Consider the following 23,820-nt stretch of genomic DNA (forward strand, 5'->3'; position numbering starts at 1 on the left):
GGCAAGCTATTGTCCGTTAAATCCGCCCGATCCTGGAACGACGAAAGGGTTCGAAATGACCGCCACCGCGCTTTTCAACACTTCGGTTATGGGCATGGCGGCGCAGGCCAGCGCGCTCGGCGCCGTCTCACAAAATATCGCGAACTCCGGCACCGTGGGCTACAAGGACGCCACCACGCAATTCTCCACCGTTCTCTCGAGCGTTCAGAATGGCGGCGATCCTGCGGGCGGCGTGCTCGCGCAGACAGGCACCGCCGTCACCGCTCAGGGCAACACACAATCAACGTCCTCGACGACCGACCTCGCCATTCAAGGCTCCGGCTTCTTCGTTGTTAGCGACGACAGCGGAAACACGCTGCTGACGCGCGCCGGCTCCTTCGAGCCCGATGCGGAAGGCCGCCTCGTCAACAAATCTGGCTATTATTTGATGGGCTATAGCGCGAGCGACACAAATTCGCCGAGCGATATCGCCGGTCTGCAGACGATTCACGTTGCCATCGGCAGCCTTATCGCGACGCCCTCGACCGAAGGGTCGCTGACGGCCAATCTTCCGCAGAACGCCGAGACTGTCGATCCGAGCACGCTGCCGTCCAGCAATGACCCGTCCGCGACCTATACGTCGAAGACATCGGTGACCGCCTACGACAACTACGGAAATTCCGTCAAGCTCGACGTCTACTTCTCCAAGACGGCCGACAACGAATGGGAGATGTCGGTCTACGATTCGTCTAAGGCCGATGCGAGCGGAGGCTTTCCGTATAGTGAAGGGCCGATCACGACTCAGTCGCTCAGCTTCGACTCGAGCGGCGCCCTGACCAGCGGCAGCCCGGCGACCATCGCTGTTCCCAATGGCCAAACGCTCACGCTCGATCTCTCCGACATGACTCAGCTCGGATCGCCTTTCTCGGTCTCCGATCCGACCGTCGATGGAAACGCTGCACAGGCGGTCGCGAGCGTCAATGTCGATTCGGACGGAACGCTCAATTACGTCCTCACCGGCGGACAGACCGTGCCGGCGTTCAAGATCCCGCTCGCCAATGTATCGAGCCCTACTGGTCTGCAGTCGCTATCCGGCAACGCGTTCGCCACCACCGCCAGCTCCGGCACCGCTTATGTGGGGCTTCCGGGCAGCGGCTCCTTCGGCGATATCGAATCAAAGAGTCTCGAAAGCTCGACCGTCGATCTCGCCACTCAGCTCTCCAACATGATCGTCGCCCAACGCTCCTACACGGCCAACAGCCAAGTGTTCCAGGTAGCGTCGGAAGTCATGCAGGTTCTGAACAATCTGAAGTGACCCAATGACGAGCGCGCGCCATGTCTCTGTCTAACGCGGGAGCGATCGGCAGCCAGTCGCTCGCCGCCATCTCATCGCAGATCAACGTCGTCTCTCGCAACATCGCCGGCGCCTCGACGTCCGGCTATGCGGCGAAGACGGCGCTGCTCACGACGAACGCCTATGGCGGCGTCAATGTCGACGGCGTCGCCCGCGCGACCAGCAACGCGCTGTTTCAGAAGGCGCTGCAGGCGACCTCCGCGCAGGCCGCTTCCGCCGCTATATCGGACGGGCTCGATCAGATCGATCAGATCTTCGGCCTCTCCACGAGCACGGCCACCGATTCTTCGGCCGGCCGTTCTCCTGCCACGCTGATCGCCTCGCTATCGAGCGCGCTGCAGAGCTATAGCGTTTCACCGGACGATCTCACAGCCGCGCAGTCGGTGCTGACCGCCGCGCAATCCCTGGTGGGTTCGTTGAACGACGGCGCCAATGCGGTTCAGAATTTGCGGGCTCAGGCCGATGGCGACATCGCAACCGCCGTCGACGAGATCAATTCGCTGCTCGGCGAGTTTCAAAAGGTCAACGCCGAGATCGTCGCGGGAAGCCAGACCGGCCGCGACGTGAGCGCGCTCCAGGACCAGCGTGACGCCCTGCTGAACCAATTGTCGGAGAATATCGGCGTGCGAACGGTGACGCGCGCCAATAACGACATGGTGCTCTATACGGACAGCGGCGCGACTCTGTTCGAAACCACGGCGCGCAGCGTGACCTTCTCCGCCACCGCCGGCTACTCCGCGTCGACCGTCGGCGGCTCTGTCTATGTCGACGGCGTCCCGGTGACCGGCGCAAATGCGGCCATGCCGATTCAGTCGGGCAAGCTGCAAGGGCTGACGCAGCTTCGCGACGTCGTCGCGCCGCAATTTCAGAGTCAGCTGGATGAAGTGGCGCGCGGGCTGATCGTCGCTTTCGCGGAGGCCGACCAGGGCGGCGGCGGCGCGAGCGCCCCTGGCCTGTTCACCTTCGCAGGCGCGACGGATGTTCCGTCGGTCGGACTCATGCCGGGCCTCGCCAGCGAGATCACGATCAATGCGAACGCCGACCCGACGCAAGGGGGAAGTCTCGATCGGCTGCGCGATGGCGGCCTCGCGGATCCGGGCAATCCCGCCTTCACATACAATGAAACAGGCGCGAGCGGCTATTCGGATCGCATCAACGAGCTGATCTCGGCTCTCTCGGCTCCGCAGGACTTCGACACGACCGCCGGGGTCGGAACCGATCGCTCGATCGCGGATTATGCCTCTTCCTCGATGGGATGGCTCGAAGCGCAGCGGCAAGAGGCGTCGAACTCGGCGAGCTATCAGGAAACCTTGGTCACGCAAACGTCGGAAGCGCTCTCCAATGCGACCGGCGTCAATCTCGACGACCAGATGTCGAGAATGCTCGATCTCGAGAATGCATATCAGGCGTCGGCGAAGCTGCTCGCCGCTGTCGACGCAATGTACAAAGCGCTGTTCCAGGCGCTCTGACAAAGGGACGCTCGCATGGTCTCCATCACATCGACCGCCTCCTTCGCCAATGCGCTGCGGCGCACGATCGTCGACACGCAAAATCAAGTGTCCAAAGCGCAGGTCGAAGTTTCGACGGGACGAGTCGCCGATCTCGGACTGTCGCTCGGCGGCGCGGCGGCGCGAGATTTGTCGCTCGGCGTGCGCTCCGCCGACCTCGAGTCGATCGCCAATAGCAACGCCGTGATCACGGCGCGTCTCGATACCACGGAAACGGCCCTCTCGACGATCGCGGAAACGGCCCAGAATTTTCTAGAGACTCTGGTCAGCACGCAATCGGGGGCCGGCAGCGACGCGAAGGCGGTGCAGGATCTCGCGACCGCCGGTCTCAAATCGCTGATCGGCGCGCTCGACACGAGCATTTCCGGCGTCCATATCTTCGGCGGCGTCGCTTCCTCCACGCCTCCGATCGCCGATTATTTCGCCGATCCGACCTCCGCGGCGAAGGACGCGCTGGACCAGGCCTTCGTGTCTTCATTCGGCGTGACGCAGTCGAGCGATTCGCTCGCGACAGTCACCCAGTCGCAAATGCAAGAGTTCCTCTCGGGAAGCTTCGCCGATCTCTTTTCGGCGAGCGCCTGGACGTCGTCCTGGTCGACCGCGTCGGATCGTCCGACCACCAATCGCATCTCGCTGTCTCAGATCGCGGAGACATCGGTCAGCGCCAATGACTCGGCGTTTCGTGAGATTGCGTCCGCTTACGCCATGGTCGCCGAGCTCGGCGTCACCAAGCTCGGATCGGACGCTTACAACGAAGTTCTGAAGACCGCGACGACGACCCTGAGCGGCGCGATCGGCGAATTGACGGGCCTTCGCGCGTCGGTCGGCGTGATGCAAAAGAATGTGTCGAACGCCAATGACGCGATAACCGCCCAGCGAAACGCCCTCGCAGTTCAGATCGGCGCGCTCGAGAATGTGGACTCGTACGAAGCGTCCACCCGTCTCAACAACCTGACCACTCAGCTCGAGACGTCCTACACGCTGACCGGAAAAATCCAGCAATTGACGCTCGCGAAATACATCTGAGCAACGGCCCGATCAGAGACGACCGCATGTATCGACATCTCTATGCGCAAACTGTCGAAGACTCTCCTGCTGCGGCGCGAGGCCGCGAGCGTGATCTTCTCGAACGCGCGATCCGTCTGCTCGCCGTCGCCAAGGTCAAGGGCGCGCGCAGCGGAGAATCGTTCGAGGCGACGGATAATCTTCGGCGTCTCTGGCATGTGTTCATGGAGGATCTGTCCAGTGACGGCAATGCGCTCCCCGAGCCGCTGCGCGCGTCATTGATCTCGATCGGACTGTGGATCCTGCGGGAGATCGACGCCATCGATACGGGGAAATGCGACAATTTCGACGGGCTCATCGAGATCAACCAGATGATCGCCGACGGATTGGCTTGAGGGCGCGATGAACATCTCACTAAGGCGAGGCGAAAAGCTCTACCTCAATGGGGCCGTTATCCGTGCGGATCGGAAGGTCTGCATCGAACTCTTGAACGACGTGACGTTCCTGCTGGAAAATCACGTCATGCAGGCGCAGGACGCGACCACGCCCTTGCGGCAGCTCTATTTCGTGGTTCAGCTAATGCTGATGTCTCCGAACGACACGGCGGCGGCGATCGACATGTGCCGAGGCATGCTCGCGTCGTTGAATCTCGCCTGCGTGGATCCGCGCATCGTCACAGGTCTCGCGCTCGTCGCAAAGCATGTCGACGGCAAGCGACACTTCGACGCGCTCAAGGCCATTCGAGCGCTGTTCCCGCTCGAGCAGGAAATACTGAACGCCGCGCCCGCTTGCAGCGACGGGAAGGCAGCCTGAAGGAGACCGAAACCGTGCAGGTTACATCCACCAACGCAGTCACGACTGCGACATCGACTTCGAGCACGTCCACGACCGGATCGAGCGCATCGCTGGGTTACGATCAGTTTCTGATGCTGCTGGTCACGGAGATGCAAAATCAGGATCCGACCAATCCGATGGATTCGACCGAAACGGTGTCGCAGCTCGCGTCCTTCTCGGCGGTCGAGCAGGCGGTGAAGACGAATGAGACTTTGACGTCTCTGCTGGCGTCGTCGTCGCTGACGCAGGCGCAGTCTTTCATCGGCAAAACCGTCACCTCGGCGGACGGTTCGGTGAAAGGCGTCGTCGCATCGGTCACGATCGGCGCCTCTGGTCAGACCGCGACGCTCACCGACGGCCGCACGGTCGATCTCACCACCGGAATAACGGTGAGCTGATGAACGAGGCCGACGCGCTCGAAATCATGCAGCGGGCCATCTTCACGGTGCTCGTCGTTTCCGGTCCCGTCGTCGGGGCGGCGATGCTCGTCGGCGTCGTCATCGCGCTTCTACAAGCGCTCACACAGGTTCAGGAAATGACCCTGACCTTCGTTCCCAAGATCGTCGCGATTTTCCTCGCTCTCGGCCTGGCGGCGCCGTTCATCGGATCGCAGATCTCCGCTTTCACCGATTACGCCTATGCGAAGATCGAGAAGGGCTTTTGAGCCGATACTGCGCGTTCGTTCGATCCGCGTCTCACAGAAACAGCACATAGGATCCGAAAGATGAGCGACGCGGCCATAGCGGGCGCCGTTCCCGAGAAGCATGTCAAGGACGTCGGCTTCGCGCTCGCCATCGTCTTCATCCTGTGCGTCTTCTTTCTTCCGATCCCGCCGTTCCTCATCGACATCGGCCTCGCATTCTCCATCGCGTTGTCGGTATTGATATTGATGGTGTCGCTGTGGATTCAGAAGCCGCTCGAATTCTCTGCGTTTCCGACCATTCTCCTCGTCGCGACCATCCTGCGCCTGTCGCTCAATATTGCGACGACGAGGCTCATTCTCGGACATGGCGCCGAAGGCACGCACGCTGCGGGATATATCATCGCCGGCTTTTCGAAGCTGGTGATGAGCGGGGATTTCGTGATCGGCCTCACCGTCTTCGCGATTCTGGTCACGGTCAATTTTCTGGTCATCACGAAAGGCGCGACCCGTATCGCGGAAGTCGGCGCGAGATTCACGCTCGACGCCATTCCCGGCAAGCAGATGGCGATCGACGCCGATCTCTCGGCCGGGCTGATCGACGAGAAGCAGGCGCAGCTGCGACGCAGGGAGCTCGAGGAGGAAAGCGCCTTCTTCGGTTCCATGGACGGCGCCTCCAAATTCGTGCGCGGCGACGCGATCGCCGGCCTCGTCATTCTTTCGGTGAATATTTTCGGCGGCATCGTCATCGGCGTCACGCGCCACGGAATGCCGTTGGCGAGCGCCGCGGACGTGTTCACCAAGCTGTCGGTCGGCGAAGGGCTCGTCTCCCAGATTCCCGCGCTGATCGTGTCGCTGGCGGCGGGCCTCCTGGTTTCGAAGGGCGGCACGCGCGGCTCGACCGAGCAGAACATCGTTCGTCAGCTCGGCAATTATCCGAAGGCGCTCTATGTGGCGTCCTCGCTGCTGTTCGTTCTCGCCTTGATGCCCGGCCTGCCTTTGACGCCCTTCGCTCTGCTCGGCGGAACGATGGCGTTCATCGCCTACACGACGCCGAAGCAGGCGGCGAAGCTGCGGGCGAGCGAGGCGGCGAAGCGGGAAGAGGAGGAAAAGCGCGCCCAGGCCGAGGCGAAGGATCAGATCAAGGACTATCTGAAGGCGCCGACCATCGAGCTCTGCCTCGGCAAGCAATTGGCCGCGAAGCTGCTGCTCTCTCAGGATGAGCTCGCGCATCGCGTCGGCAAGATGCGCCGCAATTTCGCCAAGCAATATGGCTTCGTCATACCGGAAATTCGCCTCTCCGACGATCTCGCGTTGAAGCCGAAGTTCTATCAGATCAAGATTCACGGCACGGTGGCCGTTACGCAGGAGCTGCGCCTCGGACAGCAGCTCATCATCGTCGGTCAAGGCCGCGCTCCCGATCTCCCGAGCGAGGAGACCGTCGATCCCGCCTTCGGACTGAAGGCGGTGTGGATTCCCGACGCCTTGATCGCCGAGGCGCGGCGGGAAGGCTTCGAGCCCGTCGATCCGATTTCCGTGCTGCTCACCCATCTTTCGGAGGTGTTGCGCAACAATCTCGCTCAGCTGCTCTCCTATCGCGACGCGCGCATGTTGCTCGATCGGCTGGAGCCGGAATATCGCAAGTTGATCGACGAGATCGTGCCCAATCTCATTTCCAATTCGGGGCTGCATTCTGTGTTGAAGCTGCTGCTCGCCGAGCGGGTGTCGATTCGCAATCTGGAGCTGATCCTGGAGGCGGTCGCCGAGGTCGTTCCCTATTCGCGTCGCGCCGAGCCCATCGTCGAGCATGTCCGCGCGCGCTTGGGGCCGCAGATCTGCGGCGAAGCCTCGATGAATGGCGTGCTCAGCGTCCTGCGTCTCGGCAGCCGGTGGGATCTGTTCTTTCACGAGAGCCTGCGGCGCGACGCCAAGGGCGAGATCGTCGAATTCAACGCGGAGCCGGCGCTGATCGAGCAATTCGGCCAGGAAGCGGCGGCGGCGGTTCGCGTGCGTCTCGAGCGCGGAGACGTGTTCGCCGTGGTGACGACGCCCGAGGCGCGTCCCTATGTGAAGATGATCATCGGTCGCTTGTTCGCGGGCCTGCCGGCGCTCTCGCATCTCGAGATCGCGCGGGGACTCGAGATCAAATCGCTCGGCTCGATTTCATGACTCTCGGCCTCGACGGAATCGCGGCGACCTTGTTCGTGCTGTTCTGTCGGATCGGCGCCTGCATCATGACGATGCCGGGGTTCTCGAGTCCGCGCATCCCGGTGCGGGCGCGGCTTTATATCGCAATCGCGATCACCGTCGCGCTCGCGCCGCGGCTCGTCGACACGGTTTCTCCGCTCGCCGCCGGCGCATCAGTGACCGGTCTCGCCGTCCTTTTGACGAGCGAATTGCTGATCGGCGCGCTGATCGGCTCGCTGGCGCGCTTGTTTTTCTTCGCGCTGGAAACGCTTGCGACCGCGGCGGTGACGGCCGCGGGGCTCGGCAATGTGATGGGCGCGCCGATGGAGGAGGCGGAGGCGTTGCCGGCGATGAGCTCCTTCATCATGCTGGGGGCGACGGCGCTGATCTTTGTGCTGGATCTACACTGGGAAATGATCAGAGGGATCTTCTTGTCCTATTCCGCCATACCGATCCGGGAGTCGTTCCAGGTTCGGAACATGCTGTCGGAATATATGAAGGTGCTCTCCGAAGCGTTCCTCCTCGCGCTGCGCATCAGCAGTCCGCTGCTGCTGTTCGGATTGATCGTGAATGTCGCCTTCGGCTTTCTCAATCGCATGACGCCGCAGGTTCCCGTGTTCTTCGTGTCGACGCCGCTGCTCATCGCCCTCGGGTGCTACTGGTTCTATCTCATGGCGGACGATTTCTTCGCCGCTTTCGCATCGTCCTTCGGCTCGTGGCTGTTGACGGGATAAGGGTCATGAATTGGAAAAATAGACGCAGGATCCTCGCCGTTCACGAGCATCTGCACAAGATCGAGATCGGGCGCCTGTCCAAGCTCGAGCGTGCGGCGCGCGATCTGAAGGAGGAGGAGGCGCGCATCGTCGGCTATCTCGACGGCAACCGCGAGATGATCGCGATGTTTCCCGATATCGTGCTCCGGCGATTGAAAGCGAACATCCGGCAGCAGCAGGACATGCTCGAGCAAGTCGAACGTCAGACGGATTTGGCGCTCGAGCAGGCCAAGCGCGTCAAGCAGGCGGAGCGGCTCGTCGCCAATGCCGAGCAGGCGCGCGAGCAGGCGCTCGAGCAGGAGGCGCTGCGCGAGATCCTCGAGCACCGCGCGCATGTGAGCGATATAAGCGCTCAGTAACCAATTTGCGCTAGAGCTCATCCGAGAAGGGGCGCCCATGTCCATCTTTCCTGCTGTCGATCTCGTGACCGACGTCGCCCAGGCTGCCGATCCGCTCAAGCGGAATGCGGCGGTGTCGCGTCTCAGCGAATTGTCTCCGGCGCGGCTGCGCTCCGAGGACGAATTCGCGCGGCTCGTCGACGGATCGAATCGCTCCAAGGCGGCGCCACAATCGAAAGCTGCAACCGCAACTGCCACGACCGGCGCGTCGGCGGGCGCGAAGCTGCCGAGGATCGCGTCGGCGGCCGGTGCGGCGGAGACATTCGAGGCGTTCGTCATTCAGTCCACGCTGGAGACGATTCTACCCAAGGCCGAGGAGGGGTTGTTCGGCCATGGGTCGGCGGGCTCGACATGGAGATCGATGCTCGCGGAGCAGATCGGTCAGCAGATCGCCAAGGCGGGCGGCCTCGGCATGCGTTCGATGCTGCTTCGCGACCTCGAGCATCGTGCGGCCGCCTCGTCCTCCGCGCCGCAATCGAAGACGGCCGGTTGAGCGCCCGACGACAGTAGGAAGAGGAAGCGGTCTGGAGATGGTGTCTCACAGGCGACAAGAGGCGAAGGCGGCGGTTGCGCTGCTGCGCGGCGCATTGACCCCGAGCGATGCGGCTCTGGACGGGAAGCGCTCCGCGCTGCTCGGATGCGTGGAACGGCTCATCCGCTTGATCGAGCAGGAAACCATAGCGCTACGCGGGCGCGAGGCGATCGATTTCGATGAGTTCAATGCGCGCAAAGCGCATGCGCTGCTGGAGTTTTCGCGTGCGTGGCGCGCCTTCGGAGCGCCGGCCTCGGCGCCGTCGGTCGAATCGGCGTTGACGCGGCTGCGGGCGCGCCTCGCCGAAAATGCGGAGCTGCTGAACGATCGTCTGCGCGCGATGCGGGAGATTGCCGGCATCATGATCTACACGATCGAAATGGCCGAATCCGACGGCACCTATACGATGCGAGTCAAGCCCAATCGATGAAGTCGGAGTGCGTGTGATGTTGCGTTTGCTCCTGATCGGCATTTGGACGTGCAGCGTGACGCTCGCGTCCACCTATGGCGCCGCCTATTGGAAAGCTCATCGCGCCGGGCCGGCGCCGGAAGCGCAAGCCGAGAAGTTGGAGGTGCGCAAGGTCAAGCCCATCAGCGTGCCGATCATTTCCGAGGGCCAGCTGAAGGGCTATATCTCTGCCGAGTTTTCATATGTCGTCGTCGCGCCGGAAAAATCGCACGGCGGCGGCCATGGCGGCGGAGAAGCGGAGGGCGCGGGGCTCGATCCCGACAGCTATGTGATGGATGAAGCGTTCCGCCGCATCTATGCGGATAATAAGCTGGACTTTCGGCACATCGAAAAATTCGATCTCAATGCGTTCACGCATGAGCTGACTCGGCGCGTGAACGATCGGCTGGGCTTCGCGCTCGTGCGGGAGACCCTCGTCAAGAGCTTCGCCTTTGTTCCGAAGGACGATATCCCGCACTGAGCTTCGCGGGGTCAGCCCATGAGCATATAGCCGAGGAAGCGCTGCGAATCGATCGGATCATAACCGAGACGCGTGCGCAGCTTCTTGCGCAGCTTGCTGACATGGCTCTCGACGACGTTCTCTTCGACCACGTCGTCGAACAGTCCATAGACGGCGTTGAAGATTTGCGACTTGGTGAGTCGTCGTCCGCGATTCATGACGAAATATTCGAGGATGCGGCGCTCGCGGCGGGGCAGCGACAAAGGCTCGCCGCCGATGAGCGGATCGCGGCCGTCGAAGAAGACCTGCATCGGACCGACCACGGCGTAATCGCGCCGGATTTCCGCGCGCCGGCGGATGGCGCAGACACGCGCGAGGATTTCCTTCACATGGATCGGCTTGCGCACGACATCGTCGACCCCTGCCGTGAACAGCCCCAAAGTCTGCTCGAGGGAAGGCGCTTCATTCATTGCGATGACCGGCGCCTGAGAGCGCTTGCGGATGATCTTCGGCAGCTCCTCGCGCTCGGGGCATTCGCCGATCAGAAAAGCCTCGACGGCAGCCATGTCGGTCTCGACGGCGGAGCCGACCCAGTCGCGGAATTGGCCGGAACAAAAGCCGGCCGAGGAGATTCCTTCCTGGCCGAAGTGTCGCGCATATCCACTCGTCACCAGCTCACGTTCATCCACGATTATGAACATAGCCGCCCCCTTGACAATCTTTTCGCCCTAGTGATTTGCGCGAATCACTATGGCACTACTTAGCCGTATCGATTCCTCGGCGTCAATGAAATAGTAACCCTCATCGTGTCGACTGCGGCGGTGACGGCGCGCAGTCGCGGCGGCGCCGTCGCAATGGTCTTCGCGCGCCGATTCGATCGGCGCGTCGCGCATCTGCGCGGGCAAGCCACACGCAAGGCGGCTCGGTCACTTTGCGCCTGCCGATGACCGACATGAACTCACCAATGAAGCAGCAAGTCCGCGCGATCCGCGCCGCTCTCGTCGCGGCCGCTTTCGGCTGCTCGGCCGAAACGGCGCATGCCGAGCCGAAGAAGCCGGAGCCGCCCGTGCACGGCGATTCGGCGAAGGCGCGCCAGCAACGCGCGGCGCCGTCGCCGGAGGTCGAGCGCTACTGCGCGGATGTGTCGGCGACGGCGGGCGCTGCGCGCAATGCGCGAATGGAAAAGGAGCTCATGGAGCTCGAGCAGCTGATCGTTCGCCGCACGGCCGAGCTCGAAGCCAAGCGCGCCGAGCTGCAGGCGGCCATCGACCGACGCGAGGCGATGGTCAAAAAGGCCGACGAGCGGCTCGTCGCGATCTATGCGCGCATGCGGCCGGACGCGGCCGCCGCGCAATTCGCGGACATGGATGAAGAGATGGCGGCGGCGATGCTGATGCGGCTCGAGCCGAAAAAGTCGAGCGCGATATTGAACGAGATGGAGGCGGCCCGCGCCGTCGCGCTGACCAAGAAAGTAGCGGGACTTTCGACTCTGCCGCAGAGCGGGATAAAGCAATGATCGCCAGAGCCGCGCCGTTACTTCTTTTGGCCGCGCTCGCCGGATGCGCGACCGACCCGCGCGACATTGGCCGGGAGCCGCATATGAGTCCGGTGGGGAGCGGGCTCGCGTCGATCGACGACCAGCTGCCCACGGGCGCGATTCGCGACGGCGCGCTCGGGCCGCATATGCGGCTCGACGAAAATCGCATCAATCTCTATCGCGACGTGCGCGCGATGAATGTCGGCGACGTCGTCACCGTCAACATATCGATGGACGACAAGGCGGTGCTCGGCAATTCGACGGATCGCTCGCGGGATTCGAAGATCAAGAGCGAATGGTCGTTCCTGTTCGATTTCCTCGCCGGCGGGACGGGGGGCGCCCACCACAAATGGGACGGCTCGATCACCAATGATCTGCAGTCGAGCTCGTCGACTCAGGGGCAGGGCTCGATCAATCGGTCCGAGCAGATTCGCCTGTCGATCGCCGCGGTGGTCACGGCCGTTCTGCCCAATGGCAATCTCGTCATCCGCGGCTCGCAGGAAATCAGAGTGAATTACGAGATGCGGGTGCTCACGATCGCCGGCATCGCGCGCCCGCGCGACATCGCCAAGGACAATACGATCTCCTACGACAAGATCGCCGAGGCGCGCGTCTCCTATGGCGGGCGTGGACGATTGTCGGAGGTGCAGCAGCCGGCCTGGGGCCAGCAGGCATACGACATATTCGCGCCGTTCTGATCAGAGAGGGAGCTGCACATGGCCGGCCCGCCCGCTTCGTCCTCCCCCGCGCCGCCGTCATCCTCCTCGATGCAGACGGTGGTGGCGCTCGTCGTCGCCACGCTGGTCGCCGTCGGCGGCGGCGGATTTCTCGGCATGACTCTCGTCGGAGAGCAGCCGGCCGCGCCCGCGCATGGCGACGAAGCCAAAGAGAGCGCGGCGGCGAGCAGGCCGGCGCCGGAGCCGGCGGATAAGGGTCATGGCGGCGGCGGCCATGGCGCGGCGGCGCCCGCCGCCAAGGAGGCCGCGCCGCCGGCGGCGCCGAAGTGGAAGCTGAAGGAGCTCGCGCCCATCGTCACCAATCTCGCCGATCCGGAAATGGGATGGGTGCGCATGCAGGCGGCGATCGTCTATGACGGAGAGGCCGTGCCGCAGACCGATCTGCTGGTGTCGCAGGTAACCGCCGACATCGTCGCCTTTCTTCGAACGATGACGCTCGCGTCGATCCAGGGCGCCGACGGACTGCGTCGCTTGCACGAGGATCTGTCCGAGCGCGCGGTGATCCGGTCGGAGGGGCGCATCCGCGAGCTGATCATTCAAGCTCTGGTCGTCCAATGAAAAGGCTCGCGCTTCTCCTCGGCCTCGTGCTGCTTCCCGGCTGCGCGCTCGCTCAGGGCTTCGATCTCGACACGCTGCTGCCCGCGGGCGGCGGAGCGGCGAGCGGCAAGATCGTTCAGCTCCTGGCCATACTGACGGTGCTCTCGATCGCGCCCGGCCTGCTGATCATGGTCACGAGCTTCACGCGCTTTGCGATCGCTCTTTCGTTTCTGCGCAGCGGTCTCGGCCTGCAGAGCACGCCGGCCAATCTGGTGCTGATCAGCCTCGCTCTGTTCATGACCTTCTATGTGATGGCGCCGACTTTCGACGTCGCCTGGAAGGACGGGCTGAAGCCGCTGATGGATCAGAAGATCACCGAGGCCGAGGCGTTCGACAAGATCTCGCAGCCGTTTCGCAAGTTCATGATCGCCAATGTGCGCGAGAAGGACATCAAGCTGTTCGACGGCCTGTCCCACGAGCCGCGCAAGGCGGGCGATTACGACAAGCTCGGCCTGCAGGTGCTGGCGCCGGCTTTCATGATCTCGGAACTGCGGCGCGGCTTCGAGATCGGCTTTCTCATCGTGTTGCCGTTTCTCGTCATCGACATGATCGTCGCGGTGGTCACAATGTCCATGGGCATGATGATGCTGCCGCCCACAGCCATTTCCCTGCCGGTGAAAGTCCTTTTCTTCATTCTGATCGACGGCTGGAATCTCCTGGTCGGGAGCCTGATCCGATCCTACGGTTGAGACGCCGAGCCGTTTCGCTCAGCTGAAAACCCCCGTGTTTTTAGGTGTTTATTAAGCGCATTTGCCGCGAATTGTGGCGCTTCCCCCCGCCTGTGTGAGATAACCGGAGCGTCCTCGAGGACGCGGCCGCCGAGCGGTCGCGCCGCGAGACAGAAAGCTTCGGATAGGTCCTCTTGGCCCAGGCATGATGCCGCGTCCGTCGAGCCGGTGAATTTCCGGGATGTCGCGTTCACCTCATCCAAGGATCGACGAGTCATGTCCAGCATTCTCACGAATTCCTCCGCCATCACCGCTCTCCAGTCGCTGCGCAGCACCCAGCAGAACCTCGCTTCGACGCAGAAGGAGATCGCCACCGGCCTCAAGATTTCCAGCGCCGCCGACAACGCCTCGACCTGGGGCAATGCGCAGACGATGCAGTCCGACCGCGGCGTGCTCTCGACGATCAGCGACTCGCTGGCCGTCAGCTCCTCGGTGCTGAACGTCGCGTCGACGGCCGTGACCAATGCGATCTCGGTGATCAACAACATCAAGGCGCAGGTCGCTCAGGCCGCCCAGCCCGGCGCCGACACGGACAAGATCGGCACGACCCTCTCCGGCCTCAGCGATCAGCTGTCGAGCATCGTGACCTCGGCCAACTTCAATGGCCTCAACCTCACCGACGGCTCGGCCGGCTCCTATAGCTTCATCGCTTCCTATTCGGAGTCGCATGGCACGGCGGCGTCGAGCCTCAACACCATCGATCTGACGGCGACCGCGCTGATCGGCGGCGGCGGCGCGTCTCCGGCGGTTGCGGCCGGCTCGGGCATTCTCGAGGCGGCGCAGGCGACCGGCGCGAGCGCGGCCACCGACTTCACCGCTCTTTCCTCGTCGGATGTCGGCTCCGCGACCGCCATCGCCGACACGCTGTCCAACGCCGACAAGGCGATCGCCGACCTCACGACCTATGCGGCGAAGATCGGCGCGACCAAGACGACGGTCGACGGCCAGGGCGCCTTCATCAAGACGCTGAACGACTCGCTGAAGGAAGGCGTCGGCGCGTTGATCGACGCGGATATGAACGAGGCGTCGACCCGCCTGCAGGCCCTGCAGACGCAGCAGCAGCTCGGCGTGCAGTCGCTGTCGATCGCCAATCAGAACAGCCAGATCATCCTGCGCCTGTTCCAGTAAGCCGATCCGGCTCGAAAACAGCCGAAACAGGGCCGCGCCTTCGGGCGCGGCCTTTTTTGTTCACCCGATGCGGGGGCTCACCAGCCGCAGCATTCGGAGCTGTAGCTCACGATCGGATTCGCATAATCGACCTTGTAGTGGTCGACGCGATAGACTGGGTAGGAAACCGTTCCAGCCGGCGAATAGCCGGTGAAGTAGGGAGTGATCGGAGCCGCGGAATAGGACGGAGCGACCGAACGATAATGCGGCTGGTAGCCGAAGCCGAACGCGCGCGCTTGGCGATAAGCGGGAGCATAGGCGTGATAGCGATAGGGCGAGACGTACGTGTGATAGGGATAGGGCCGCGGGCGTGAGGCTCTGTAATGCGCGTAAGCGGGCGCGAAATGATGATGGCGATGCCCATAGCCCGAATAATGCACGCGCTCGATCGGCTGATCGAAGGACGCGACGGCGGACGCCGCGGCTCCGAACGGTCCCGCGACAGCCGCGCCGGACAGCGCCAGCGGACCGGCGACGCCGACCACGGCGACGATCGCGATTTTCGATAGTGTGTTCATCTTTCAACTCCTCGACTTCATGCGTGTTCGAACACTCGGGACGAGCCGGCGCCGCAAGCTCCGATCGGCCGGAAGCGGCGGCGCTCGTCCTCCGGCCGGCGGCCGGAGCGTGGGCTTATCCATGCTAGAACCGGCCGGCCGCGGTTTCGGTTCCAGAAAATCGACGAAAAATTTGCGTGCTCATCCGCGCGCCTGCTCCGGCGCGTCGACGGCGACGCGCGCCAAGCCATCGCGCGCGCGGCTGATGCGGCTGCGGACAGTGCCGACTGGGCATTTGCAGATGTGCGCCGCTTCTTCATAAGAGCAGCCGCCGAATGCGACCAGGATCAACGCCTCGCGCTGCTCGGCTGGCAGCCGCGCCAGCGCGCGATTGACCTGCAGCAGCTCGAGCAGATGTTCCTGCGCGGGCGCGTCGACCAGCGTCGCCGCATGGCGCCCGTTCGGATCGGCCGTCTCGCGTCTTCGCTTGTGATAGTCGCTATAGTAGAAATTGCGCAGAATGGTGAACAGCCAGCCGACGAGATTGGTGCCTTCCTCGAAGAGGGCGATGCGGCCGAGCGCGCGCGTGACGGCTTCCTGCACCAGATCGTCGGCGCGATCCGGATCGCTGCATAGAGAGAGCGCGAGCGAGCGCAATTGCGGCATGGCGCGAACGATCTCGGCGCGCAGGCGGCTCGTCGCTCGAGAGGCGCGCTCGTCCATGTCTTCGCGCCGGTCGCGCGTGCGCGGCGCCGGCGCGAGGCCGCGCGCCGAACGTGTCCGCCGGCGCACGCGAGAGAGGACGGCGCCCGACTCGCTCCGCAATGATGCGGCGGTGATGAGGTCTCGTTCGCGCGAATCCCGCATTGGGCAAAGCTTCCGTTCGAAACTGGAACGTCGCCGTTCCGCTCGCCTCGACCCGGCAAGGACGAGGCCGCGCCTGCGCCCGGCCGCGGAGACGAACGCTCGACGCGCGCGTCACGAACCCCCAGAATGGCGGGCGGCGCTTGATTCGCGATACGAGGCGGAAGCCGCCTCGACACAAGGAGCGGCCGGGACCGAAATGACCGATGAATTGAATCAGCCGCTGGGGATGGGCGGACCGGGGCCTCGGTCCAGGCCGGTGCGACGGCGCGGCGCGCTGCTCGGCGTCGCCGCGGCGGCAGCGGCGGGCGTCGCTGCGCTCGCGGCGCTGCTCGCGCCGAAGATGGGCGGCGACGGCCAGCCCTTCGCCACTGCGCGCATCGAAATGGTCGAGCCGCCGAAGCCCGTCGAGGCGCCTCCCGCGGTCGCGGACGCGCCGTCTCCGCCGAACGAGGCGGAGCGCAATGCGGGCGCGATCGCCGATATCGAGCGCCTCTCCGGCGTCAAGGTCACGCGCGGCGGCGGCGGCGAGGCGCCGGGCGCGCTCGTCATCAGGATCGAGGAGAGCGGGTCGGGCCTCGCGCCGGCGCCCGACAAGCGGCTCGTCGAAAAGACGCGCGACGGGCTGCTGCCCAGGATCGGCGTGGACGGCGCCAAGCCGATGGACGTCTATGCGCGTCCGGCCGATCTCTCCGCGCGGCTTCCGGCCGGCGCGCCGCGCCTCGCGCTGGTGGTCGGCGGGGTCGGGCTCAATGCCCGATTGTCCGAGAGCGCGATCGACGATCTACCGGGCGCCGTCACCCTGGCGCTCGCGCCCTATGGCGCCGCGGTCGAGGAGACCGCCGCGCGGGCGCGGGCGCGCGGCCATGAGATCCTGCTGCAGGCGCCGATGGAGCCGTTCGACTATCCCCACGAAAATCCCGGGCCGCACACGCTGCGAACCGGCTCGTCCTCGCTCGACGACCTGCATTGGCTGATGAGCCGGTTCTCCGGCTATGTCGGCGTCGTCAATTTCCTCGGCGCGCGCTTCACCGCCGAGGCCGCCGCTCTGACACCGGTGTTGTCGGACGTCGCCGCGCGCGGCCTGCTCTATCTCGACGACGGCACGTCGCCGCGCTCTCTGGCGACGAGCCTCGCCTCCGGCCTCGGCCTCGCGGCGGCGCGCGCCGACGCCGCGATCGATGCGCGGGCGAAGCCCCAGGATTTGGATAAGCAGCTGGCGCAGCTGGAAGCGCTGGCGCGCCGCAATGGCCAGGCGATCGCGACCGCCGAGGCGCTGCCGGGCGCGATCGCGCGGCTCTCCCGTTTCGTCCGCGATCTCGAGCGGCGCGGAATCGCGCTCGTTCCGGTCAGCGCGCTCGCCGGGCGGGTCGATGTGTCCGAAGCGCGCGCGGGACGAGCCAAATGAGCGAATTGCTCTACAGACCCTGCGTCGGCGTGATGCTGCTCGACCGGCGCGGCCTCGCCTTCGTCGGGCGGCGGCGCCCCAAGCGCGCCGATCCCGATATCTCCGACTTCGAATGGCAGATGCCGCAGGGCGGCATAGACGAGGGCGAGGAGCCGCTCGCCGCCGCGCTGCGCGAGCTGCACGAAGAGACCAATGTGACCAGCGTCGCGCTGCTCGGCGAGGCGCGCGATTGGTACAGCTATGATCTGCCGCCCGAGGCGACCAAGCGCTGGACCGGAAGATTCCGCGGCCAGACGCAGAAATGGTTCGCGCTGCGCTTCCTCGGCGAGGAGTCGGAGATCGACATCGAACGTCCCGCCGGTGGCGCCCATGAGCCGGAGTTCGACGCCTGGCGCTGGGAGGCGCCCTCGCGCCTCCCGGGGCTGATCGTGCCATTCAAGCGCGCGGTCTATGAGCGCGTGGTGGACGACTTCGCCCATCTCGGCGCGGAGTAGGGCGGCCCCGTGACGTTCTCCCTTCTCCCGCGTGCGGGAGAAGGGGCGTCCTCTCAGCCCTTTTCCGGCAGGTTCAGGCGGATGTGCAGCTCGCGCAGCTGCTTCGGCGTCGCCTCCGAGGGCGCCCCCATCAGCAGATCCTCGGCGCGCTGGTTCATCGGGAACAGCACCACCTCGCGCAAATTCTCCTCGCCGGCGAGCAGCATCACGATGCGATCGACGCCCGGCGCGATGCCGCCATGCGGCGGCGCGCCATATTGAAAGGCGCGATACATGCCGCCGAATTTTTCCAGCAGCACCTCCTCGCCATAGCCGGCGATCTCGAAAGCCTTCTTCATGATGTCCGGGCGATGGTTTCGGATCGCGCCCGACGACAATTCGATGCCGTTGCAGACGATGTCGTATTGATAGGCGAGAAGATCGAGCGGGTTCTTGCTCGTGAGCGCCTCCAGGCCGCCCTGCGGCATCGAGAAGGGATTGTGCGAGAAGTCGATTCTTTTGTCGTCCTCGTTCCACTCGTACATCGGAAAGTCGACGATCCAGCAGAACTCGAACACATCGGTCTTGCAGAGGCCGAGCTCCGAGCCGATGCGCAGGCGCGCGGCGCCGGCGAGCTTGGCGGCCTTGAGCTCCTCGCCGGCGGAGAAGAACAGAGCGTCGCCCGCCTTCACGCCGCCTTTGGCGGCGAGGGCGGCCAGCGCCTCCGGCGGGATGAACTTGGCGATCGGCCCCTTGCCGGCGAGCGCGCCATTCTCCTCGTCGAAGATGATGTAGCCCAATCCCGGCGCGCCTTCCGAGCGCGCCCAGTCGTTGAGCTTGTCGAAGAAGCTGCGCGGCTGCGCGCCGGCGCCCGGCGCCGGAATGGCGCGCACCACCTTGCCCTTGAAGGCCTTGAAGCTCACGTCGTCGCGCGCGAACTCCTCGCTCACATCGGCGATGATCAGCGGATTGCGCAGGTCCGGCTTGTCCGAGCCATATTTCAGCATGGCGTCGCGGAAGGCGATCTTCGGGAATTGCTGCGTCACCGGCTTCGCCCCGGCAAACTCCTCGAACACGCCGCGCAGCACGGGCTCCACCGCCGCGAACACATCCTCCTGCGTGACGAAGCTCATCTCGACATCGAGCTGATAGAATTCGCCCGGGCTGCGGTCGGCGCGCGCGTCCTCGTCGCGAAAGCAGGGCGCGATCTGGAAGTAGCGGTCGAAGCCGGCGACCATCAGCAGCTGCTTGAACTGCTGCGGCGCCTGCGGCAGCGCGTAGAATTTTCCGGGATGCAGGCGCGAGGGCACGAGGAAGTCGCGCGCGCCCTCAGGCGAGGAGGCGGTGAGGATCGGCGTCTGGAACTCGAAGAAGCCTTGGTCCTTCATGCGCCGGCGCAGCGAGTCGATGACGGCGCCGCGCAGCATGATATTGGCGTGCAGCTTCTCGCGGCGCAGATCGAGGAAGCGATAGCGCAGCCGTGTGTCTTCCGGATAGGGCTGGTCGCCGAACACCGGCAGCGGCAGCTCGGCCGCCGGGCCCAGCACCTCGATCTCGGTCACATAGACCTCGACGAGGCCGGTCGGCATTTCCGCATTCTCGGTGCCCGCGGGGCGCTTGCGCACCTCGCCGTCGAAGCGGGCGACCCATTCGGAGCGCAGCTTCTCGGCGTCGCCGAAGGCCGGAGAATCGGGATCGACGACGCATTGGGCGAGGCCGTAATGGTCGCGCAGATCGATGAAGAGCACGCCGCCATGGTCACGAATGCGGTGGCACCAGCCGGAGAGCCGGACTTTCTGGCCGGCATGGGCCTCGCGCAGCTCTCCACAATTATGCGAACGATAGCGATGCATGGGTCTTTGGTCTCGCAGGGGAGGGGATGTTTTAGCCGCGGACAAGCGCAGGGGGAAGCGCCGGTGTCAAGCTCCCGGGCAGGAGCGGAGCCGTCGCGCCCGCCGGGACCGGCGCCGCGGGCGACCGGGATGCGGCGAGTCCGCAGGGCGGCGCCGTCCGGGCCGGGAAAGCGCCGGCTCCGCGACTCCACTTAATTTTTCGCCCGATTTTCGCGCTTTCGAGGAGAAGCAGGTCGACCCGGCGCTGCGGGAATTCGCCGAGCGCGAGGCGCGCCTCGGCCGCGAGACCACGCTGGCCGCCGCCGCCGATCGCGCCATAGCGGAAAAGGTCGAGCGCATTCACCCCCGCGCCGACAGCGGATGCTCGCGCACATCGGGATCGAACACGAGCGACACTTGCACGTCGCCGACCGTGCGCAGCACATGCAGCGAGATCGCCGAGCGCGCCTCCTGGCGCAAAGCGATGTCGACGCGCGCGTCGCCGAGCGACAGATTGCGCAGCACGATCTCGCCCGCGAACGCGGGCACATCGGGATTGACGAGGCGAATCTGCCGCGCCTTGTGATCGAATTCGAGGCCGAGCATGGTCTGGATCAGCAGAAACGGCGCGCTCGCCGCCCAGGCCTGCGGCGAGCAGGCGGCGGGATAGAGCGTCGGTCCGCGTCCGCGCCGCCGGCGAAAGCCGCAATAGAGCTCCGGTATCCGCCGCGCCTCCATATAGCTCGCCGCGCGCACCAGGGATTCGAAGACGAGGGCGACGCCGCGCTTGAAGCCGTAGCGGCCGAGCCCATGGGCGATGATGGCGTTGTCGTGCGGCCAGATCGAGCCATTGTGATAAGACATCGGATTGTAGCGGCTCTCGCCGCGCGCCACCGTGCGCAGGCCCCAGCCAGAGAAGAAATCCGTGTCCAGCAGGCCGTTCGCGACGCGCTCGGCGCGATCGGGCCGCGCTATGCCGGCGTAGAGCGCATGGCCTGCATTGCTCGTGCGCACCTTGCATTGCCGCTTCTCGCCGTCGAGGGCGAGCGCATAGGTGCCGATCTCCTCGCACCAGAAGGCCGCTTCGAAGCGGTCGCGCAGCTCTTGCGCTTCGCGCACGAGCTCGGCCGCGCGCGCCTCCATGCCGAGCTCGCGCGCGCAAGCGGCGGCGAGCCGTCGCGCGGCATAGACATAGGCCTGCGCCTCGACGAGCGCGATCGGCCCTTCGGCGAGGCGCCCGTCGGCGTGGAACACGGAATCGTGCGAGTCCTTCCAGCCCTGATTGACGAGTCCCTTTTCGGTGTGGCGCTGATATTCGATGAAGCCGTCGCCGTCGATGTCGCCGGGGCCGCAGATCCAGGCGAGCGCCCGCTCGATCGACGGCCACAACTCGGCGATGAGCGCGAGATCGCCGGTGCGGCGCGCATAATAGCCGGCGAGCACGACGAACAGCGGCGTCGCATCGACCGAGCCGTAATAGAGGCCGAACGGAATTTCGCCGAGCGCGGCCATTTCGCCGCCGCGCATCTCGTGCAGGATCTTGCCGGGCTCGCAGTCCGAGCGCGCGTCGTGGCCGATCCCTTGATAGGACGCAAGCCGCTTCAGCACGCCGACGGCGATCGACGGATCGAACCACAGCATCTGCAGAGCCGTGATGACGCCATCGCGTCCGAAGGAGGTCGAATACCAGGGAATGCCGGCGTAAGGGTATAGACCTTCCGGCGTCTTGGTCAGCAGCATGCGCACATCGGCCGTCGACCGCCAGAGTATGGCGTTGAGCGTCGGATCGGAGGTCTCGACATGGGCGCAATCATGCGTCGTGGCGGCGAGCTCGCGATGCAGTCCGGTAAGGCCGCTGAAGAAGGATTGCGTCGATTTCGGCAGACGGCCACGGCTCGCCGCGGTGAGAAAAATGGTGCGCGCCTGCCGTGGCGCGAGCTGCAGCGAATAGGTCGCGACGCTGTCGACGAGCAGCGAAGGATCCGGTTCGAACGACAGCGCGGTCTCGCGCAGCACGCCGTCGAGCCCGCGATAATAGAGCGCGACGGCGCTCGCTGCGAGCACTTGCGCCCAGGCGGCGCCGCGCCGCGCGCGCCGCACGCCGCGCACCTCGAAAATATCGGCGAAGTCATTGGCGAAGGCGAGCGAGAGATTGAGCCGCACCTCCTCGGCGCTCTGATTGGAGACTTCCAGCCGCTCGCGCAGCGAGCCGTCCTTCAAATAGATGGTGCGCGAGATATAGATCGAGTCTTTGAGCAGCGCGATCTTGCCGTCGATGAAGATGTCGGGGTTGGTGAGGTCGACATAAAAGCTCAGATTGTCGTCGCGGATCGCCGAGTCGAGCAGCAGGGGCTGCGCGCCGTCGATCAGGAGCTCGAGATGCGAGAGATAGCGCGTGTCGTGGTCGAACAGGCCATCCGGTCCGCCGGCCGTCGCGCCGATGTCGCCGTGACTGTCGAAGACCGCGAATGTGTCGTCGTGCTTGAGCGTGCGGCGCGGGCGCGAGGGCGGCCCGATCGCCGGAATGTAGAACTGCAGCTCATGCGCCTGCAGCCCGTCGCCGGCCGGGTCCGACGAGACGCTGGTTTGTTCGGCGCTTCGCTCTGAGCCGGAGGTCACGGCCGCGGCCTCTTGTTCGAATGGAGCGGCCGTCGCGGCGCGCGTCGTCGCTTTGTCGAGTTAGCGCGCCGGTCCGGCGATGCCTCTGTCCAGCGTCAATTGTTCGCACGGAAGCGGCGGCGGATGCGCGTCGCCGCGCGGCCGCGCGCCCGCCGCGCCCAGCAGACGTCGATAGAGCGCGACATAATCCTTCGCCATTCGCGCGGCGGAGAAGCGCGCCTCGAAGCGGCGGCGCACGCGCGCGCGATCGAGCGCGAGCACGCGGCCGAGCGCGGCGACAGCCTCGCTCACGGTCTCGGCGAGGCAGCCGGTCACGCCTTCGTCGACGACTTCCGGAACGGAGCCGCGACGGAAAGCGAGCACGGGCGTGCCGCAGGCCATGGCCTCGATCATCACGACGCCGAAAGGCTCCGGCCATTCGATCGGGAACAGCAGCGCGCGCGCCTCGCCGAGAAAGCGGTTCTTTTGCCGGTCGTCGATCTCGCCCACATAATCGATCGTCGGCGGATCGAGCAGCGGCTCGATCACGCCGTGAAAATACTCTTCGTCGGGACGGTCGATCTTCGCTGCGATCTTGAGCGGCAGGCCGGCGGCGGAGGCGATGGCGATGGCGTGGTCGAGCCCTTTCTCGGGCGAGACGCGGCCGAGAAAGGCGAGATAGCCGCCACGCGGCTCGAGCGTCGGGGTCAGCAGGTCGAGCGGCAATCCGTTCGGCACGGTGCCGATGAAATGCGCGTGCGGCACGGGCCGGCGCTGCGCGTCGGAAATGGAGACGAGCGGCATTTCGGAAAAGCGCGTGTAGAAGTCCTCGAGGTCGGGGAGATCCTGGCGCCCGTGCAGAGTGGTGAGCGTGTGCGAAGCCATGTCGCGGAACAGCGGGAACTGCAGCTGGTCGATGTGGAAGTGCAGAATGTCGAATTGCCCTGCCATGCGGCGCGCCTTGTCGAGCATGGAGAGATAATGCGGCAGCGGATCGGGCGCGCCTTTCTGCCGGAGCGGCAGATCGCAGCAGGGCACGAGCCGCGCCGAGGTGACGGATCGTCCGCTCGCGAACAGCGTCACCTCATGGCCTTGCGCGACGAGCTCTTCCGTGAGGTAGGAGACGACCCGCTCGGTTCCGCCATAGAGACGCGGGGGCACGCTCTCGATCAACGGGGCGATTTGCGCTATCTTGAGCGGAGGCGCACAGGCCGGGAATGTCTCGATGGGACCACGCCATTGCTGCGACAGCATTTTTCTCGAC

26 protein-coding genes are annotated in these 23,820 nt (G+C 64.9%); 20 read left to right on the top strand and 6 right to left on the bottom strand.

Going from position 1 to position 23,820, the window contains the following annotated elements:
• Window positions 1-55 precede the first annotated feature (55 nt).
• The 13 genes from K3F48_RS05240 to K3F48_RS05300 are packed head-to-tail and all read left to right on the top strand — an operon-like array spanning window position 56 to window position 10,139.
• Window positions 56-1,294, top strand: a complete 1,239-nt coding sequence (locus K3F48_RS05240) for a flagellar hook protein FlgE (protein WP_222574369.1) — start codon at window positions 56-58, stop codon at window positions 1,292-1,294.
• Between the two features lie 20 nt (window positions 1,295-1,314).
• Window positions 1,315-2,802 carry a flagellar hook-associated protein FlgK gene (gene flgK, locus K3F48_RS05245; protein ID WP_222574370.1) on the top strand — a complete coding sequence of 496 codons (1,488 nt, stop codon included), beginning with the start codon at window positions 1,315-1,317 and terminating at the stop codon, window positions 2,800-2,802.
• 15 nt (window positions 2,803-2,817) lie between these two features.
• Complete coding sequence (locus tag K3F48_RS05250; RefSeq protein WP_222574371.1) at window positions 2,818-3,867, top strand: flagellar hook-associated family protein; 1,050 nt, start codon at window positions 2,818-2,820, stop codon at window positions 3,865-3,867.
• 26 nt (window positions 3,868-3,893) lie between these two features.
• Complete coding sequence (gene flaF / locus K3F48_RS05255; protein ID WP_222574372.1) at window positions 3,894-4,241, top strand: flagellar biosynthesis regulator FlaF; 348 nt, start codon at window positions 3,894-3,896, stop codon at window positions 4,239-4,241.
• A gap of 7 nt (window positions 4,242-4,248) precedes the next feature.
• The gene (flbT, locus tag K3F48_RS05260; protein ID WP_222574373.1) at window positions 4,249-4,659 is read left to right on the top strand and encodes a flagellar biosynthesis repressor FlbT; all 411 of its coding nucleotides are present in this window, start codon (window positions 4,249-4,251) and stop codon (window positions 4,657-4,659) included.
• Between the two features lie 14 nt (window positions 4,660-4,673).
• A complete protein-coding gene (flgD, locus tag K3F48_RS05265; protein ID WP_222574374.1) occupies window positions 4,674-5,078 on the top strand; it encodes a flagellar hook assembly protein FlgD in 405 nt (134 codons plus the stop codon).
• A complete protein-coding gene (fliQ, locus tag K3F48_RS05270; protein WP_222574375.1) occupies window positions 5,078-5,344 on the top strand; it encodes a flagellar biosynthesis protein FliQ in 267 nt (88 codons plus the stop codon). The genes flgD and fliQ overlap by 1 nt, the downstream gene beginning before the upstream one ends.
• A 60-nt stretch (window positions 5,345-5,404) precedes the next feature.
• Entirely contained in the window at window positions 5,405-7,489 is a 2,085-nt protein-coding gene (flhA, locus tag K3F48_RS05275; RefSeq protein ID WP_222574376.1) for a flagellar biosynthesis protein FlhA, read from the top strand.
• Window positions 7,486-8,241 (top strand): flagellar biosynthetic protein FliR, encoded by a 756-nt coding sequence (locus K3F48_RS05280; RefSeq protein ID WP_222574377.1) that lies wholly within the window; start codon window positions 7,486-7,488, stop codon window positions 8,239-8,241. Before flhA ends, K3F48_RS05280 begins: the two co-directional genes overlap by 4 nt.
• A gap of 5 nt (window positions 8,242-8,246) precedes the next feature.
• Window positions 8,247-8,639, top strand: coding sequence for a hypothetical protein (locus K3F48_RS05285; protein WP_222574378.1), 393 nt, complete (start codon window positions 8,247-8,249; stop codon window positions 8,637-8,639).
• Window positions 8,640-8,676: 37 nt separating this feature from the next.
• Entirely contained in the window at window positions 8,677-9,171 is a 495-nt protein-coding gene (locus K3F48_RS05290) for a rod-binding protein (protein ID WP_222574379.1), read from the top strand.
• Window positions 9,172-9,208: 37 nt separating this feature from the next.
• Window positions 9,209-9,640 (top strand): hypothetical protein, encoded by a 432-nt coding sequence (locus K3F48_RS05295; protein WP_222574380.1) that lies wholly within the window; start codon window positions 9,209-9,211, stop codon window positions 9,638-9,640.
• Window positions 9,641-9,656: 16 nt separating this feature from the next.
• Window positions 9,657-10,139: a flagellar basal body-associated protein FliL gene (locus K3F48_RS05300; protein ID WP_222574381.1), complete on the top strand. Its 483-nt coding sequence runs from the start codon at window positions 9,657-9,659 to the stop codon at window positions 10,137-10,139.
• Window positions 10,140-10,150: 11 nt separating this feature from the next.
• On the opposite strand, the gene K3F48_RS05305 is transcribed toward K3F48_RS05300, so the two are convergent.
• A complete protein-coding gene (locus tag K3F48_RS05305) occupies window positions 10,151-10,819 on the bottom strand; it encodes a response regulator transcription factor (protein ID WP_222574382.1) in 669 nt (222 codons plus the stop codon).
• Window positions 10,820-11,082: 263 nt separating this feature from the next.
• Here K3F48_RS05305 and K3F48_RS05310 point away from each other — a divergent pair, with 263 nt between their 5' ends.
• The 5 genes from K3F48_RS05310 to K3F48_RS05330 all read left to right on the top strand — a co-directional run bounded on the left by K3F48_RS05310 (window position 11,083) and on the right by K3F48_RS05330 (window position 14,845).
• Window positions 11,083-11,634: a MotE family protein gene (locus K3F48_RS05310; RefSeq protein WP_255608346.1), complete on the top strand. Its 552-nt coding sequence runs from the start codon at window positions 11,083-11,085 to the stop codon at window positions 11,632-11,634.
• On the top strand, window positions 11,631-12,353 hold the full coding sequence (gene flgH, locus K3F48_RS05315; RefSeq protein ID WP_222574384.1) for a flagellar basal body L-ring protein FlgH: 723 nt from the start codon (window positions 11,631-11,633) through the stop codon (window positions 12,351-12,353). The genes K3F48_RS05310 and flgH overlap by 4 nt, the downstream gene beginning before the upstream one ends.
• Before the next feature lie 18 nt (window positions 12,354-12,371).
• Complete coding sequence (locus K3F48_RS05320; protein ID WP_222574385.1) at window positions 12,372-12,950, top strand: flagellar basal body-associated FliL family protein; 579 nt, start codon at window positions 12,372-12,374, stop codon at window positions 12,948-12,950.
• Window positions 12,947-13,678 carry a flagellar type III secretion system pore protein FliP gene (gene fliP, locus K3F48_RS05325; RefSeq protein WP_222574386.1) on the top strand — a complete coding sequence of 244 codons (732 nt, stop codon included), beginning with the start codon at window positions 12,947-12,949 and terminating at the stop codon, window positions 13,676-13,678. Before K3F48_RS05320 ends, fliP begins: the two co-directional genes overlap by 4 nt.
• A gap of 255 nt (window positions 13,679-13,933) precedes the next feature.
• Window positions 13,934-14,845 (top strand): flagellin, encoded by a 912-nt coding sequence (locus K3F48_RS05330; protein WP_222574387.1) that lies wholly within the window; start codon window positions 13,934-13,936, stop codon window positions 14,843-14,845.
• 77 nt (window positions 14,846-14,922) lie between these two features.
• Here the strand turns inward: K3F48_RS05330 and K3F48_RS05335 are convergent, their stop codons facing one another.
• Together K3F48_RS05335 and K3F48_RS05340 are read right to left on the bottom strand one after the other, a co-directional pair.
• The gene (locus K3F48_RS05335) at window positions 14,923-15,402 is read right to left on the bottom strand and encodes a hypothetical protein (protein ID WP_222574388.1); all 480 of its coding nucleotides are present in this window, start codon (window positions 15,400-15,402) and stop codon (window positions 14,923-14,925) included.
• 180 nt (window positions 15,403-15,582) lie between these two features.
• Window positions 15,583-16,248 (bottom strand): sigma-70 family RNA polymerase sigma factor, encoded by a 666-nt coding sequence (locus K3F48_RS05340; protein WP_222574389.1) that lies wholly within the window; start codon window positions 16,246-16,248, stop codon window positions 15,583-15,585.
• Between the two features lie 196 nt (window positions 16,249-16,444).
• Between K3F48_RS05340 and K3F48_RS05345 the strand changes: the two genes are divergently transcribed.
• Both K3F48_RS05345 and K3F48_RS05350 read left to right on the top strand, forming a co-directional pair.
• A complete protein-coding gene (locus tag K3F48_RS05345) occupies window positions 16,445-17,653 on the top strand; it encodes a divergent polysaccharide deacetylase family protein (protein WP_222574390.1) in 1,209 nt (402 codons plus the stop codon).
• Window positions 17,650-18,147: an RNA pyrophosphohydrolase gene (locus tag K3F48_RS05350; protein WP_222574391.1), complete on the top strand. Its 498-nt coding sequence runs from the start codon at window positions 17,650-17,652 to the stop codon at window positions 18,145-18,147. Before K3F48_RS05345 ends, K3F48_RS05350 begins: the two co-directional genes overlap by 4 nt.
• Before the next feature lie 53 nt (window positions 18,148-18,200).
• Here the strand turns inward: K3F48_RS05350 and aspS are convergent, their stop codons facing one another.
• From aspS to K3F48_RS05365, 3 genes are all read right to left on the bottom strand, one after another.
• Window positions 18,201-19,979: an aspartate--tRNA ligase gene (aspS, locus tag K3F48_RS05355; protein ID WP_222574392.1), complete on the bottom strand. Its 1,779-nt coding sequence runs from the start codon at window positions 19,977-19,979 to the stop codon at window positions 18,201-18,203.
• A gap of 339 nt (window positions 19,980-20,318) precedes the next feature.
• On the bottom strand, window positions 20,319-22,577 hold the full coding sequence (locus K3F48_RS05360) for an amylo-alpha-1,6-glucosidase (RefSeq protein ID WP_222574393.1): 2,259 nt from the start codon (window positions 22,575-22,577) through the stop codon (window positions 20,319-20,321).
• Between the two features lie 60 nt (window positions 22,578-22,637).
• Window positions 22,638-23,810: a glycosyltransferase family 4 protein gene (locus K3F48_RS05365; protein WP_222574394.1), complete on the bottom strand. Its 1,173-nt coding sequence runs from the start codon at window positions 23,808-23,810 to the stop codon at window positions 22,638-22,640.
• Window positions 23,811-23,820 lie beyond the last annotated feature (10 nt).

The organism is Methylosinus sp. Sm6 (assembly GCF_019802345.1).
GTDB lineage: Bacteria > Pseudomonadota > Alphaproteobacteria > Rhizobiales > Beijerinckiaceae > Methylosinus.

Bases quoted from the DNA above. Each gene is read 5' to 3' on its own strand.
- K3F48_RS05330 (WP_222574387.1), top strand. From the start codon at position 13,934: ATGTCCAGCATTCTCACGAATTCCTCCGCCATCACCGCTCTCCAGTCG.
- fliP (WP_222574386.1), top strand. From the start codon at position 12,947: ATGAAAAGGCTCGCGCTTCTCCTCGGCCTCGTGCTGCTTCCCGGCTGC.
- K3F48_RS05280 (WP_222574377.1), top strand. From the start codon at position 7,486: ATGACTCTCGGCCTCGACGGAATCGCGGCGACCTTGTTCGTGCTGTTC.
- flaF (WP_222574372.1), top strand. From the start codon at position 3,894: ATGTATCGACATCTCTATGCGCAAACTGTCGAAGACTCTCCTGCTGCG.
- K3F48_RS05365 (WP_222574394.1), bottom strand. From the start codon at position 23,810: ATGCTGTCGCAGCAATGGCGTGGTCCCATCGAGACATTCCCGGCCTGT.
- flgK (WP_222574370.1), top strand. From the start codon at position 1,315: ATGTCTCTGTCTAACGCGGGAGCGATCGGCAGCCAGTCGCTCGCCGCC.
- K3F48_RS05320 (WP_222574385.1), top strand. From the start codon at position 12,372: ATGGCCGGCCCGCCCGCTTCGTCCTCCCCCGCGCCGCCGTCATCCTCC.
- aspS (WP_222574392.1), bottom strand. From the start codon at position 19,979: ATGCATCGCTATCGTTCGCATAATTGTGGAGAGCTGCGCGAGGCCCAT.
- K3F48_RS05335 (WP_222574388.1), bottom strand. From the start codon at position 15,402: ATGAACACACTATCGAAAATCGCGATCGTCGCCGTGGTCGGCGTCGCC.
- K3F48_RS05305 (WP_222574382.1), bottom strand. From the start codon at position 10,819: ATGTTCATAATCGTGGATGAACGTGAGCTGGTGACGAGTGGATATGCG.
- K3F48_RS05240 (WP_222574369.1), top strand. From the start codon at position 56: ATGACCGCCACCGCGCTTTTCAACACTTCGGTTATGGGCATGGCGGCG.
- flgH (WP_222574384.1), top strand. From the start codon at position 11,631: ATGATCGCCAGAGCCGCGCCGTTACTTCTTTTGGCCGCGCTCGCCGGA.
- flhA (WP_222574376.1), top strand. From the start codon at position 5,405: ATGAGCGACGCGGCCATAGCGGGCGCCGTTCCCGAGAAGCATGTCAAG.
- K3F48_RS05300 (WP_222574381.1), top strand. From the start codon at position 9,657: ATGTTGCGTTTGCTCCTGATCGGCATTTGGACGTGCAGCGTGACGCTC.
- K3F48_RS05290 (WP_222574379.1), top strand. From the start codon at position 8,677: ATGTCCATCTTTCCTGCTGTCGATCTCGTGACCGACGTCGCCCAGGCT.
- K3F48_RS05250 (WP_222574371.1), top strand. From the start codon at position 2,818: ATGGTCTCCATCACATCGACCGCCTCCTTCGCCAATGCGCTGCGGCGC.
- flbT (WP_222574373.1), top strand. From the start codon at position 4,249: ATGAACATCTCACTAAGGCGAGGCGAAAAGCTCTACCTCAATGGGGCC.
- fliQ (WP_222574375.1), top strand. From the start codon at position 5,078: ATGAACGAGGCCGACGCGCTCGAAATCATGCAGCGGGCCATCTTCACG.
- K3F48_RS05295 (WP_222574380.1), top strand. From the start codon at position 9,209: ATGGTGTCTCACAGGCGACAAGAGGCGAAGGCGGCGGTTGCGCTGCTG.
- K3F48_RS05350 (WP_222574391.1), top strand. From the start codon at position 17,650: ATGAGCGAATTGCTCTACAGACCCTGCGTCGGCGTGATGCTGCTCGAC.
- K3F48_RS05345 (WP_222574390.1), top strand. From the start codon at position 16,445: ATGACCGATGAATTGAATCAGCCGCTGGGGATGGGCGGACCGGGGCCT.
- K3F48_RS05310 (WP_255608346.1), top strand. From the start codon at position 11,083: ATGAAGCAGCAAGTCCGCGCGATCCGCGCCGCTCTCGTCGCGGCCGCT.
- K3F48_RS05340 (WP_222574389.1), bottom strand. From the start codon at position 16,248: ATGCGGGATTCGCGCGAACGAGACCTCATCACCGCCGCATCATTGCGG.
- K3F48_RS05285 (WP_222574378.1), top strand. From the start codon at position 8,247: ATGAATTGGAAAAATAGACGCAGGATCCTCGCCGTTCACGAGCATCTG.